The sequence below is a fragment of the Flavobacterium rhamnosi genome (assembly GCF_048286515.1).
Taxonomy (GTDB): Bacteria; Bacteroidota; Bacteroidia; order Flavobacteriales; family Flavobacteriaceae; genus Flavobacterium.
In genome coordinates this window covers 191,395-204,961 of sequence record NZ_JBLVPS010000003.1, presented here as the reverse complement: position 1 = coordinate 204,961, position 13,567 = coordinate 191,395, and the positions used below count along the sequence as shown (strand labels likewise).

The window sequence follows — 13,567 nt, the reverse complement described above, 5'->3', positions numbered from 1 at the left end:
AATAATTTTCAAATGGCTAATGTCCCCAGCATCGGTCAAAGGCGAAATCCTATCTCGTTTTTTAACGAGATAGATTCTAGCAAATAGCGGGAAACAGCTCCAGACAAAAATTTAGATGAGTTTCGCAACAGTGATTTTAGTATATAAAGGGCACTATTGTTTGTAGCGTATTTGTTTGATTGAGGTTATATTTCTTTTTTTCTGGTCAAGCGGAGTGTTTGGAGATACTATGTGAAAATCGTTTGAGATAATTAAATATAATTCATTAACTTTCATGTTAATAAGCAAATTGTTTTTTGATTTATTGTGGTTAAGGATTGTTGAATTTAATACCATTTTTCCATGAAAATTTCTTTTGAAAAAAAAATATTACTAGGGTTTATAATCAATTTACTGGTTGTCATTGCTTCAGGATGGGTTTTTATTTCCAGATTTAACAAGCAGAGAAATCAGGCAATGGATTCGTTGTTGAATTGGATAGAACTTTCATTGTTTGTACTTTCTATTGTTTTACTGACTATTGTCTATTTTATAATTCAAGCGCAATTGCGCGCTAAAAACATTTCCCAAAACTTACTTCTAGAAAATAAGCAACTGCTTCAATCTATCATTGATAACACTTCCAATCCTATATTTATTAAAAAAATAAATGGAGAATATGTATTGATAAATAAACAATTTGAATCTTTATTTCAGATTTCGAATGCCGAAATAGTTGGCAAAACGGACCATGATTTTTTACCAAAAGATATTGCAGATGCATATCGAAACTCAGATTTTGAAGTAGTAAAAGCATTAAGGGAATTAAAAACAGAGGAAACTATCCAGCAGCCTGATGGGCCGCATACTTATATTGCAGTAAAATTTCCTTTGTATGATTCAAATGGGCGGATTTATGCTATTGGAGGAATTTCCACAGATATCTCTGAAAGGAAAAAATTAGAAGAATCTTCCAAGGCAGCAGATAAATTCTTTAATATGTCATTAGACATGATGATTATTGCATCAAAGGACAAATTTATAAAAATTAACCCCGCTGTAAGTAAAATTCTAGGCTACTCCGAGGAGGAATTGTTAAGTAGGCCTTTTCTTGATTTTACTGTTCCTGAAGACCGAGACATTACGCAAAAGGAAGTTGCAAAACTAGAGACAGGTGCCTCAACAATAAAATTCGAAAACAGATATATTTGTAGAGATGGATCAATAAAATGGCTCTCCTGGTCAACTTTTCCAGATCCTTCAAGTGGGTTACTATACGCTGTTGCAAGTGATATAACTACTCGAAAAGAAGATGAAAAATCTTTAATTTCTGCTGAGAAATTTTTTAATATGTCTTTTGATATCTTTGTCATAATTGAAGGAGATAATTTCGTGAAAGTAAATCCTGCCTTTACAAGAATTCTCGGTTATGATCAAAAGGAAGCGTTAAATAAACCCTATCTTGAGTTTATACATACTGAGGATACGAATGCTTTTATGGATGTAATTAAAAAAATGAAAGTAGGGGATTCGGTTGTAAGTCACAGATTTCGAGCCAGTTGTAAGGATGGTTCTTATCGATGGTTAAATTGGACCAGTACTATCGATATTCAAACAGGAATAATTTATGCTGTTGCCAATGATGTTTCTGAATTAGTAGAGAATGAAGAATCCTTAAAAGTTTCAAACATGTTTTTTAATATGGCGTTCGATATTCTAACGGTTGCCAAGGATGATCATTTCATTAAAATTAATCAGGCTTTTACCAGAACGCTAGGTTATGATCAATCGGATATGGACCGAATTAAATTTATGGAGTTAATTCATCCAGATGACAGGAATACGGCCAACGAAGTATTATCAAAACATTTAAAAGGAGATTCAATTATTAATTTCAGGACTCGTTTTCTTTGTAAAGATGGATCTTATAAATGGCTGGATTGGAACAGTAATATTGATTTGTCATTAGGTGTTTTTTATTCTGTAGGGCGCGATGTTACAGAAATTGTTAGATTAGAGAACGAACAACATACGGTAATAAATGAACTTTATGAAAATGAGGAAAAATTAAGACTGATTGTTGAGAATATAGGAGAGGGAGTTATTGTTGCAAATTCAGAGAAAAAAATAATATTGGCAAATTACATGGCCAATGAGATTTTTGGAATTGAAGAAGATGATAAAATATCATCTAGTTTAACCGATCATTTTGAGCTATATTTTCCTGATGAAAAAACGATTTTCCCTTCCCAAAACTTGCCTATGGAACGCGCATTGAGTGGTGAAGTTACAGATGATGTCGAAGTTATTCTTTGGAATCCCGTTGCGCAAGAAAAGAAGCGGGTTCTTATCAGTGGCAGACCGTTAGTGGATCAAAATAATAAAGTAGTGGCGGCTGTTGTAACGATAAAAGACATTAGCAAATACAAGCAGATGGAAGAAGAATTGAAAGAAACCGAATTAAAGTACCGGCAATTAATTGGCTTTAGAAAAGGCGGTGATACCGTGATTTGATTTTTAATTGCAACAAAAACGAAAAATAATTCTAAAAAAAAACCACGACTTATCGTGGTTTTTCAGTTTTTTAATTGAATTAACAATATTCGTTGAAAGCGTCTTTTAGGTTCTCAGCAATCAATTCAGCTGGACGGCCTTCAATGTGGTGACGTTCTAACATGTGAACTAGTTCTCCGTTTTTGAACAATGCCATACTTGGCGATGATGGAGGAAAAGGAAACATGTGTTGTCTCGCTGCATCAACAGCATCTTTGTCTACTCCTGCAAAAACTGTGATTAAATGGTCTGGTTTTTTTGCCCCATCTAAACTCATTTTTGCTCCCGGACGTGCATTTCTTGCAGCACAACCACATACTGAGTTTACTACCACTAGTGTTGTACCTTCAGCTTTCATTGCGTTTTCAACTGCTTCGGCACTATGTAAATCTTTAAAACCTGCAGCAGTTAATTCCGCTTGCATTGGTTTTACCATTTCTTCTGGATACATATTTTTTATTTTAAATTTATAATTTCAAGTTACAAAGTTACAAAGTTTAAAATCAACATGTTTATTTGAGCTATAAAGTTTTGTTATAGTTTTATTGTTATTTTATTTTTTTTAAAGCCAGGCGAAATAATGCTTGAATAAAAGGTTTTTTTGGGCATCTTACAATCACTTGAAGATCTTCCAAAAGAGAGGTTTCTTCGTCTAAGAATTTGAAAATTACTTGTGGACTTCCTTTTTTGAATAATGAAGAAAAAATGGAAGAGCCGATTTCGTTTTTACGGTCTAAGATGTCTAAAAGTAACAAATCATAAAACCAGAATTTGGTTGTTTTATGAAATTTGGTAAAGTCGGTTTCCCTTTGAAGGAATGAGACCAATTGACTTGATTTTTTATCTGAATTTTTGAAAGTATATCCAGTGCTTGCTTTGGTCCAACCTCCGGAAGTTCCAATATTCAGTACGTTTTTAGTATTCGCTTTCCAAAAAGGATAACAGGTCATTGGGATACTACCTCGCTCTTTTTCAACGATTTCATAGTCGGTAATACCAAGGTTTTCAATGTACTTTTGAATTTCAGTGTCATATTCCTCTATCTGAAGCAGGTTTTTAGAAAATAAAGTATATTCAATTAAGGCTTCCCTTTTAGAAGTAGGCAAGACATACATAAAACGAGTATTTCCTTTTTGTGCCACCGAAAAGTCCATGAATGTCGGCTGTTCAATATCGAAAATTGATTGTTCACTTTTGATAGACCAGCCAATAAAATGTTGTTGTAAAACTGGATATTCCGTTTGGCTTTCCGTCTTTTGTTTGTTGTAAATACTGTTGAAGAGTTTGGAGCATGAAAAGCTTTCAGTATCGGTTTGTATCAGAATAAGATTTTCTGATTCTTCAATTTCGAGTACTTTCTGATTGAAGAAGGTAATGTTTTCTTGTTTCGTAATTAAATCAAATACTAGGTTGTAAAAGTCCAAACCTTTCACCATATTGTATTGATACGGTTTTAAATCTAAGACTCTTCTGAAATGTTCATCAGCAAAAAGAGCTGAATTCCATTTTTTTTGGATAATTGTCTCCCACGCTCTGCTGGATTCTTCCCAAAAGCACCATGTTCTATCATTCGTTTTTTTTGGAGTTTTATCCAATAACAAGATGCTTTTATTATTGAATTTTCCGGATTGCACCATTTTATAAACGGTCATCAAAGCCGATAAACCTGCGCCGGTAAAAATGTAATCGAAGTGTTTCATCTTGATCTTAGGAAATTCTTCTCAAAAGTAACCTATTATTTCATTTTTTCAAGGAAAGCAATAAGTCCTTTAGCATTTAGAAAAGAAGTTTTTTGAAACAAAATTGAATAATCAGGGGTAAGAAAGGTAATTGTCGGATAAACCACTTCGCCGTCGATTGTTGCTAACGCTGTAGCCAGTTCATGCATTCCGGTGTTTTGTCCTTTTGGTATGAATTTGTAAGCATGGCTGTTGATCGTAATGTCTTTTTTGTTTTCGGCATCTAATGAAATAAAGTAAAAATCATCATTTAAAACCGTAATTATTTCTGGATTTTTAAAGGTAGAATGTTCCATCATCTTGCAGTATTTGCACCACGATGTGTGAATAAAAACAATAATAGGTTTTGGATTTTCTTTAGATAATTTTTCTACTTCTTCAAAGGAATAGGTTTTCAATTGGGCAAAACCGGATGGAATCGCCCAAAAGAAAAGTAGCAATATAAAAAAGAATTTCTTCATTATTTTAAAGTATAACGCAAACCAAAAAAACTACGAATTCCTTGGTTTGGGCCATAAACATAGCCTGGATCGAAGGATAAAGCATAAGGGTTATCCGCTGTGTCAACTATTTGACCCTTCGGAACCGGTTGACCATTTAAGCCAACATCACGATTGGCACCAGTACCCTCAGAAATGTATATATTTTTGTCAAAAGGGTCGTCGGCTCGTGCGATAATAAATGGATTGCCTTTATTTGGTGTCCAATTCAATAAGTTTTTTACACCCAGATAAATTTCTAAATTTTTGATTTTATTGTAAGTAAACTGAATGTTTTGGATGCTCCATGTGGGAGAATATTCTTTTCTTGGGTCTAACGCTCCCAAAAGAGGCAAACGCATAGGTCCATAAAGATTTCCAGTATAATCAATGTCTAGAAAATATTTTGGAATTCGGTAAGATATGGCCCAAGTTCCAGTGAATTTTTCAGTTAATATTTGTTGTGTTGTAATCGTATTTTCAGTTTTAGTCACATCCATATAGGTGGCTCCCAAAATCATTTTCAATCCATTGTTGAAAACCATATCAATATTGGTGCTTATTCCTTTTGTAACAGCATGTCCGTTTAAGTTCTTATAAATAATCTGATTTGGATTACTATCGTAATCAGGAATAATGGAATTTGTGAAATAAGTGTACCAAGCGGTGGTTTCCCAGCCTATGAAGTTTCCATTTTTAGTATAGATTTTCTTCAAGTAATTCAGATTGGCATTATAGGAGCGTTCGGGCTTTAGCTCTTCAAGAACAATTACATCACGCGAGCCAGTTAAAGCGGCATGCTCTTCGGTAAAAAGATTGACAATTCTAAATCCTGTTCCCGTATTAAATCGTAAGATATTGTTGTCGTTAACTTTCCATTTATAAGCGACACGCGGCGTGAAAATAGACCCATGATTGTTGTTATAGTCGTAACGCGCACCTAATAAAAGTTTGTGTTTTTCAGCTAAATTAATTTCGTCCTGCACAAAAACACTCGGAATCCAATTAACGTCTGCTTTGGTTGTGGCCGTAGTATTGTCATCATAATATTGATATCGAATAGCAGTCCCAAAAAGCAAATCGTGATTGTTTAATTTTTTATCCAAAGTCAACTGTCCGAAACCAATGCGTTGTTTCGCTAAATAGGGAATGTCTCCATAAACTGAATTTTGGTCATGATCCGTATAAGAAAAAGAAAACAACATTTTTTCGGAAACCGGAAGCTCATAAGCACCTAATAATTCCCAACGTTTGGTATAAATGCTTTCGCCATAGACTTCATCTCCTCCACGGTATTTTTTCTCCCACTGCAATTCGCCTCCCCATCGGTCTTCATAGAAAAAACGTCCTGCCATCGAAAATAATTTGTTACTCTTTCTGTTGAAATTCCATTTTTGGAAAACTGAAATTCGGTCTTGTAAGGTTACATCAGTGAAATTATCATTGTTGTTGTCAATAGGGTTGCTGTAATTGAAGTAATTCACACCTGTAAGTACGGAAGCGCTTTTGCCAATATTGGCTTTAAAACCCAAATCAACATTGGCTTCACCCCAACTTGTAGAAAATGCATCGGCTGAAAAAGAAGCTGCGTTTTTTGGGTTTTTAGTGATAATGTTGATTAACCCACCAACGGCTTCACTTCCGTATAAAGAGGATGCCGGACCTTTCACAATTTCTATTCGCTCTAATAATGAATTGGGAATTCCCGATAATCCATAAACTGTCGAAAGCCCACTAACGATAGGCATTCCGTCAATTAAAACCAAAGTATAAGGACCTTCTAATCCATTAATGTGAATGTCACCCGTGTTGCAGACATTACAATTCAATTGCGGTCGAACGCCATTTACATTCTGTAAAGCTTCAAAAATATTCGCCGTTGGGTTTTTTTTGAAAAAGGTTGGTTTGTATACTTCTACAGGCACCGGACTTTCCAAACGACTTACGGGTTTTAATGTTCCTGTTACAACCACTTCATCCAGTGTATTGTTTTCTTTTAAATCGAAATCTAAAACGATATCTGTAGTGTCAATAACAGTAATGCTTTTTCTTTGAGGTTTAAAACCAGTATAAGAAACGACAACCTCATAATTTCCGGCTGTGACATTTTTAATGTTATAAGAGCCATCTTCATTACTTATGGTTGCATTTTTAGTGTTTTTCAGCACAATGTTAGCTTGTTGCAAAGGCATGCTCTGGGAAGTAATTTTTCCTTTTATGTTGGATTGAGCAAATGAAATAGTATTGATTAGAATACAAAAAAAGAGAACTATATTTTTCACGATTTTAATTTTAGACGAACTTATATATAAATTTTAGGCAAAGCTAAAAATTATATTTCGTAAAACAAATTTTTTAATTACTTTTGTATCAATAATTTAATTTCAATTATGGGTAAATCACTTGAAGAAGTTAACCAATCGGTCGCTACACAAAACAAAACATCGGTTTTTAGGAAAATATTGGCCTTTTTTGGTCCGGCTTATTTAGTCAGTGTTGGTTACATGGATCCTGGAAACTGGGCGACTGATATTGCCGGAGGAAGTCAGTTCGGGTATGCATTACTTTGGGTTTTATTGATGAGTAACATCATGGCCCTATTACTACAAAGTTTTAGTGCCCGGTTGGGAATAGTTACGCAACGCGATCTGGCGCAAGCCTCAAGGGAAACGTATTCAAGACCTATCAATTATATTCTTTATTTTTTGGCGGAAATTGCTATCGCGGCCTGCGATTTAGCTGAGGTTTTAGGAATGGCAATCGGTATTAATTTGTTATTTGATATTCCATTGATAGAAGGGGTTTTGATAACCGTTTTGGATACTTTTTTATTGTTGTTTCTAATCAATAAAGGAATCCGAAAGATGGAAGCCTTTATTATTGCTTTGGTTATGATTATTGGGGTTTCGTTCATTTTTGAAATGATTTTTGCGGAACCGGAAATGGGAAAAGTGATTTATGGTTTAATTCCTTCCATGCCAAATGAAGCTGCATTATACATCGCCATCGGGATTATTGGCGCAACAGTAATGCCACACAATTTATACTTACACTCTTCCCTGGTGCAAACCAGAAAATTCGACAGAAGCACGGCCGGGATTAAGCAGGCATTGAAATATAATTTCATCGATTCTACCATTGCATTAAACTTAGCTTTTCTTGTAAATGCAGCCATATTAATATTAGCGGCAGCTACATTCTATAAAAATGGGATGTTCAATGTTGCGGAAATTCAAGATGCACATCAATTTTTACAGCCAATCTTAGGAACAAAATGGGCACCCATATTATTTGCTGTAGCCTTAATCGCTGCGGGACAAAGTTCGACCGTTACCGGTACTTTAGCAGGTCAAATTATCATGGAAGGCTATTTGAATTTACGAATTCAGCCTTGGGTCCGAAGAATAATCACACGATTAATCGCCATTGTTCCGGCAGTTATTGTTATTACTATATTTGGAGAAAGTGTAACGGGAAAATTGCTGATATTAAGTCAGGTTATTTTAAGTCTACAGTTAGGTTTTGCCATTATTCCGTTGATTCATTTTGTAAGCGATAAATCTAAAATGAAAGGTTTTCATATTAGTATACTGACACAAATTTTCGCATGGCTTATTGCATCAATTATTGTTTCGCTCAACGCCAAATTAGTTTTTGACGAAATAAATGGCTGGTTAGAAACGTCCGAAAATCCCATTGTATTGTGGTTAACGGTGGTTCCTTTGGCAATAAGCTTCCTGATATTATTGTTGTATATCGTCTTCAAACCATTTATTTCAAAATCTAAAATTGATATCCAGAACCATTCTCCACATAGTTTAAAACTGCAATTTTCTAAATCCGGAAATTATGCCAAAAAGAATATCGCCGTTTCCGTGGATTTCTCCAGTTCAGATGAAGTGGGTTTAAACAGCGCTTTCGAATTGGGTGGTATAGAGGCAAAATACACCCTGATTCATATTGTAGAAACAGTTGGAGCTATGGTTTATGGCGAAAACATTGATGACCACGAAACTTTAATTGACGAAAAATTATTAGAAGAATACAAACAAATGCTTTCGGCAAAAGGTTTTAATGTAGAAACGCAATTAGGATTTGGAGAACCAAATAAAGTGATTCCGGAAATCATCAATAAAGGAAGTTTTGACATTTTGGTTATGGGAACTCATGGTCATACCGGATTTAAAGATTTAGTCTTCGGAACTACCGTTGACAAATTGCGTCATAAAATTTCTATTCCGTTACTTATAGTGAAAAAATAAATTTTCGGGAGTTATTTAGCTTTGCTGAATCTTCGCTGTCCCGCGATACGTTGCAAATGATATTAGAGGAACTTCTTTTGCAATAAAGGGAGTTCTACTCTTATCGGGGTTATAAAATCTAAAATATAAAATCGTTAATCTTCAATCATAAATCAAATGACTTTTTCAGAAGAAAACTATCTCAAAACCATATACCATCTTACAATTATTTCAGATTCAGAAATAAGCACTAATGCTATTGCCGAAAAAATGGAGACCAAAGCTTCGTCAGTAACTGATATGCTTAAAAAATTAGCGGAAAAGGATCTGGTTAATTATAAAAAATACCAAGGTGTTTCTTTAACAGATCACGGGAAAACAACTGCTAAAATGATAGTAAGAAAGCACCGTCTTTGGGAAGTTTTTTTAGTTGATAAATTGGATTTTTCTTGGGATGAGGTACATGATATTGCAGAACAATTGGAACATATCAAGTCAGAAAAATTGATTAATAAACTGGATGATTTTCTAGGCAATCCAACCGAAGACCCACATGGAGACCCCATTCCGGATGCCAACGGTCGAATCGTTAAAATTGAAAAACAATTGCTTTCCGAATTATCCGAAAATCAGGCAGGAATATGTGTTGGTGTAAAAGACACATCATCGCAGTTTCTTAAATATCTGGACAAGCAAGGGATTGCCCTGGGTTCTAAAATTGAAATAATTAGTAAGGAAAGCTTCGATTTGTCTTTGAAAATAAAAGTAGACAACAGGGATTTAACTATTTCAAATAAAATTGCTACCAATCTTTTTGTAAAGATTACATAGCCAAAAGACATTATATTGGTATATTTAAAAGGAAAAAACAAATGAAAAATTATCTCTTAGCTTTTTTATTGCTCTTTTGTGTTTCCATTTTTGCTCAAAACGCTCAAAAGGAAAATCTAAAATATGTGAAAATTTGCCAAAAAACAGATTTAAAAAAAATAGGCTATAAATTGGTTTTGAAAGAGGTGATCTCTGATTCTCGTTGTCCGGAAAACGTTACTTGTATTTGGGCTGGAGAAGCTTCAGTGATTGTCTCCGTTTACAAAAATTTGAAATTAGTTGAGGATAAAACCCTCGTCTTTTCTCCTAAGAATGAGGAAGAAAATAAGCAATGGATCGCAAATTATCTAACTGAAAAACAAAGAAAAATAAAAAACATAAGTGTTTTACCATACCCTAAAGAAGGAGTTGTAATCAATCCGAAAGAGTATTACATAAAGATTGGGTATATAAAATAAAGGTATTATCAGCCACTGTCTTTTACTTTGATTCAAAATTGTTATTGGAAGATTCCAATTCAAATATCAGAGAGAATCTCGACTTCGATTTGACATAGAACCGTGCAGTATTTCCAAAGATAAAATGGGAACACATTATTTATTGTCACTTTTAAATCCAATTAATTTTCGATATTTCTGTTCACTTTCTTCTAAAGCGACTTCGAGCTCTTTGTAGTAAGTAATGTCTTTTATATTTGCAACTGCGGCTATAACATAGTTGTTTTCATCTATAATAGGTCTGCCACTAATGATAACCCGTTTTTTGGTTTTAGTTTCGGAATCCGAAATTATTATTTCAACATCATCAGTCGATTCTCCTTTTAACGCTTTTTCCAATGGAAGGTTCTGGGCAGGAAAAATCGTTTGCTCATCAGGATAAAACAAATCATATTTTGCCGACCAATCGAGAGTGGTGGGAGTTTCGGAATCCTGTTTAATTCCGATAATCTCTTCTGCCATATGATTTGATAAAACAATTCTTTTTTGGTTATCGGTAACAATAATTCCCTCACCAATATTTTCCAGAATTAATTTTAATTTTAGTTCATTAAGATGCACTAATTTATCGGCTTCTATTTTTTGATTTTCCATTTCTTTTCTTAATGATATATCTTTGATAAAAGCAATGAAGATATACTTGCCTAAAATAGTGGCTGGAGACACTGTTAACTCAACGTAAAATTCAACATTTTTTTTGTTAAGGGCGGTGATTTCAATTGTTTTATTGATAATAGGTCCCTCGCCCGTAGTAAGGAAATTTTGAAAACCTTTAGCGTGGCTTTCTCTATATTTTTCAGGAATAATTAAACTATGCATTGGTTTTCCAATAACCTCTACTAAGGACCAACCGAATATTTTTTCCGCTTGGGGATTCCATCTAATGATGTTTCCCTCATCATTTATTACAATTAAGGCGTCTGGTGCTTCATTAAATATAGTTTGCAATTGACCTTCGCTTTCTTTTAATTTTTGTTCAGCTTCTTTTCGTTCGGTGATATCTCTCATAATAGATTTATGCCCGGTTATTCTATTTCCTTCTCTTAATTGCATTACCGTTTGCTCGACCCATTTTAATTCTCTGGATTTGGTAAGGATAGGAAATGAAAATAACGTTTCATCTATTTTATTTTTGAATTGGTCTAAGTAGAATTCAGCCACACGGTCTCTCCATTCTGGAGCAACAAGTTCCGAAATATGTTTTCCTATAATTTCATTTTGGGTGTAGCCAGTTAGTTTTTTACAGGCAGGATTGATGTAGGTAAAATAACCTTTGTAATCCGAGGTATGGACCACATCGCTGATGTTTTCTACTATTTCACGGTATTTCTCCTCGCTTTTACGCAGAGTTTCAATAGCTTCTGCCAATTGGGCTGTTCGTTCAGTTACTTTTTGTTCTAGTTTTTCATTAAGTTTTTTAATTTCGTTTTCTGAATTTTTAATCTCTGTGATGTCATGAATTACTAAGACACCACCAGTTATCCTGCCAGCAGGGTCTTTTAACGGTCTGGCAGTTACAATTACAAAAAGGCCTTCTGGTTTCTTATAATTTTGAATAAAAATTTCCATATTATCGACCTCTTCACCATTCAATGCTTTTACTAAAGGAAGGTCGTTAGTATTGAAAATTGTTTTGGTATCAGGCAAAAAGAATCCATAGGTTTGAGCCCATCTCTCGATAGGAATATCCATGGGGCCAATTCCAATTATTCTTTCCCCAGCTGCATTCCAGAGGATGAATTTTCTGTTTTCGTCAACAACAATTAACCCATCACCCATATTTTGTATAACCGATTGTAAAAGGATATTTTGTTTATTGAGTTGCTCTTTGGATTCTGCTACCTCATTGTCTCTTTTCTCAATGTTTTCCAGCATATTATTAAGCCCTACTGAAAGGAAGCTGATTTCATCTTTTCCTTCTACCACCATACGAGTTTTATAATCACCTGTGTCCTTTATCTGTTGTATCACTGTTACCAAGTTCAACAAAGGTTTAGAGATGTATTTTTTAATAATCATGGCTATAAGAAAAGCGAGTCCCACTCCCACTATTAATAATACAATACCCAGGCGTAAAACATCCATTTTTATTTTATTCAATTCGGATAGCTCAAAACGGATACAGACCAATCCTATAGTTTCATTTTCTTTTTTGATTTTACTGTAAACAAATAGATTTTGATTGGTAAAGAAGAAATTTTTTTGACCATTAGCAGGAACAGAAAATTGGTATTTAGAATCGGAGCCAGGTTTAGTATAAGATGCAAAAACTTTGCCTTTTTTATCAAGAATGGCTGCATTTAAAATATCATTTTGCACGTTTAATTCCGATAGAATTTTTTTTGCGGCAGCATTATCCAAGAACTCAAGAGCAGAAACATTATTAAAGCCCACTACTTTCGCAATGGCAATCGAACTGATTACTTTTCGGTCTTTAAACCCTTTAATGTCTATAAGTACAAAAGCTGTAATACAAAGGCCTAGTACAAATGCAGAGGTGAAAACCTGCATTAGTACAAGCTTATTTTTAATTGATATGTTACGTAGATTAATCATTTATTTGTTTTTTTGTAATGTTGAAAAAAATTTACTTGGTACACTAAAGATGCTGTTGCTGCACGTTCTTATTAAGTCTTTTTTCTCCCTTTGAATTATGCAAATTTGTAATTTGATACTTTATTGCAAAATAATTGCATGCTGCAGTAAGAATGAACTGATTCCAATCCCGGATTTATTTATAGATTTTAGATTTACTTCAAATTTTAATTTATTTTGCACCATAACAAAATTCATATGTGCTCCTTTCTTTCCGTAGCCATTTTGTTCTGTCACAATCAGTATAGGCTTGCCGGAAAATTTATTAAGAATGGTTTCAAGTGGAATGGTACAATTGTATGGTACAAAAAGAATATTACAAAAGCCCAACTCGCTCAAATTTTTATATTCCTTTATTTCTATTTTCTTGTTTTTTGTCATATTCTGCAATGAGGAAACTATTGGACTTTGTTCCAGAACTGCGATCTTAAAAGTTTGGTTTTTTGAATAATCTTTCCAATAAACATAATCTACAAATCGATACAGAAAAGCCGCTTTTAATTCGTACTCTTCTATCTGGATTTTCTTCTGAGCTGCTATTGTATTTCCTCCCATTAGCAGGATGATTACTCCCAATAAAAATATGCGGTTTTTAGTTTTCATACCTTTAATTTTTTAACTAAGTTTTGTCCTGATTTTAAAAAAAATTTAAT

10 protein-coding genes are annotated in these 13,567 nt (G+C 34.0%); 4 read left to right on the top strand and 6 right to left on the bottom strand.

Features of this window, described 5'->3' with window-relative positions; all coding sequences use genetic code 11:
- The first annotated feature begins 342 nt into the window (after positions 1 to 342).
- On the top strand, positions 343 to 2,493 hold the full coding sequence (locus ACNQGN_RS03750; protein WP_417986515.1) for a PAS domain S-box protein: 2,151 nt from the start codon (positions 343 to 345) through the stop codon (positions 2,491 to 2,493).
- 79 nt (positions 2,494 to 2,572) lie between these two features.
- Here ACNQGN_RS03750 and ACNQGN_RS03745 read toward each other — a convergent pair whose 3' ends face one another.
- The 4 genes from ACNQGN_RS03745 to ACNQGN_RS03730 form a co-directional block, all read right to left on the bottom strand.
- On the bottom strand, positions 2,573 to 2,983 hold the full coding sequence (locus tag ACNQGN_RS03745) for a BrxA/BrxB family bacilliredoxin (RefSeq protein WP_417986514.1): 411 nt from the start codon (positions 2,981 to 2,983) through the stop codon (positions 2,573 to 2,575).
- 97 nt (positions 2,984 to 3,080) lie between these two features.
- Positions 3,081 to 4,232: a lycopene cyclase family protein gene (locus ACNQGN_RS03740; protein WP_417986513.1), complete on the bottom strand. Its 1,152-nt coding sequence runs from the start codon at positions 4,230 to 4,232 to the stop codon at positions 3,081 to 3,083.
- A 35-nt stretch (positions 4,233 to 4,267) separates the two neighbouring features.
- Positions 4,268 to 4,732 (bottom strand): thioredoxin family protein, encoded by a 465-nt coding sequence (locus ACNQGN_RS03735; RefSeq protein WP_417986512.1) that lies wholly within the window; start codon positions 4,730 to 4,732, stop codon positions 4,268 to 4,270.
- Complete coding sequence (locus ACNQGN_RS03730) at positions 4,732 to 7,041, bottom strand: TonB-dependent receptor (protein ID WP_417986625.1); 2,310 nt, start codon at positions 7,039 to 7,041, stop codon at positions 4,732 to 4,734. The genes ACNQGN_RS03735 and ACNQGN_RS03730 overlap by 1 nt, the downstream gene beginning before the upstream one ends.
- A gap of 99 nt (positions 7,042 to 7,140) precedes the next feature.
- On the opposite strand from ACNQGN_RS03730, the gene ACNQGN_RS03725 reads away from it, so the two are divergent.
- The 3 genes from ACNQGN_RS03725 (at position 7,141) to ACNQGN_RS03715 (ending at position 10,280) form a co-directional block, all read left to right on the top strand.
- Positions 7,141 to 9,012: an Nramp family divalent metal transporter gene (locus tag ACNQGN_RS03725; RefSeq protein WP_417986511.1), complete on the top strand. Its 1,872-nt coding sequence runs from the start codon at positions 7,141 to 7,143 to the stop codon at positions 9,010 to 9,012.
- Positions 9,013 to 9,168: 156 nt separating this feature from the next.
- Complete coding sequence (locus ACNQGN_RS03720) at positions 9,169 to 9,822, top strand: metal-dependent transcriptional regulator (protein WP_417986510.1); 654 nt, start codon at positions 9,169 to 9,171, stop codon at positions 9,820 to 9,822.
- A gap of 41 nt (positions 9,823 to 9,863) precedes the next feature.
- On the top strand, positions 9,864 to 10,280 hold the full coding sequence (locus ACNQGN_RS03715; protein ID WP_417986509.1) for a hypothetical protein: 417 nt from the start codon (positions 9,864 to 9,866) through the stop codon (positions 10,278 to 10,280).
- 135 nt (positions 10,281 to 10,415) lie between these two features.
- Here ACNQGN_RS03715 and ACNQGN_RS03710 read toward each other — a convergent pair whose 3' ends face one another.
- Both ACNQGN_RS03710 and ACNQGN_RS03705 read right to left on the bottom strand, forming a co-directional pair.
- A complete protein-coding gene (locus ACNQGN_RS03710; RefSeq protein WP_417986508.1) occupies positions 10,416 to 12,875 on the bottom strand; it encodes a PAS domain S-box protein in 2,460 nt (819 codons plus the stop codon).
- A 120-nt stretch (positions 12,876 to 12,995) separates the two neighbouring features.
- A complete protein-coding gene (locus ACNQGN_RS03705; RefSeq protein WP_417986507.1) occupies positions 12,996 to 13,517 on the bottom strand; it encodes a YfiR family protein in 522 nt (173 codons plus the stop codon).
- Positions 13,518 to 13,567 lie beyond the last annotated feature (50 nt).

Bases quoted from the DNA above. Each gene is read 5' to 3' on its own strand.
- ACNQGN_RS03735 (WP_417986512.1), bottom strand. From the start codon at position 4,732: ATGAAGAAATTCTTTTTTATATTGCTACTTTTCTTTTGGGCGATTCCA.
- ACNQGN_RS03720 (WP_417986510.1), top strand. From the start codon at position 9,169: ATGACTTTTTCAGAAGAAAACTATCTCAAAACCATATACCATCTTACA.
- ACNQGN_RS03710 (WP_417986508.1), bottom strand. From the start codon at position 12,875: ATGATTAATCTACGTAACATATCAATTAAAAATAAGCTTGTACTAATG.
- ACNQGN_RS03705 (WP_417986507.1), bottom strand. From the start codon at position 13,517: ATGAAAACTAAAAACCGCATATTTTTATTGGGAGTAATCATCCTGCTA.
- ACNQGN_RS03740 (WP_417986513.1), bottom strand. From the start codon at position 4,232: ATGAAACACTTCGATTACATTTTTACCGGCGCAGGTTTATCGGCTTTG.
- ACNQGN_RS03715 (WP_417986509.1), top strand. From the start codon at position 9,864: ATGAAAAATTATCTCTTAGCTTTTTTATTGCTCTTTTGTGTTTCCATT.
- ACNQGN_RS03725 (WP_417986511.1), top strand. From the start codon at position 7,141: ATGGGTAAATCACTTGAAGAAGTTAACCAATCGGTCGCTACACAAAAC.
- ACNQGN_RS03750 (WP_417986515.1), top strand. From the start codon at position 343: ATGAAAATTTCTTTTGAAAAAAAAATATTACTAGGGTTTATAATCAAT.
- ACNQGN_RS03745 (WP_417986514.1), bottom strand. From the start codon at position 2,983: ATGTATCCAGAAGAAATGGTAAAACCAATGCAAGCGGAATTAACTGCT.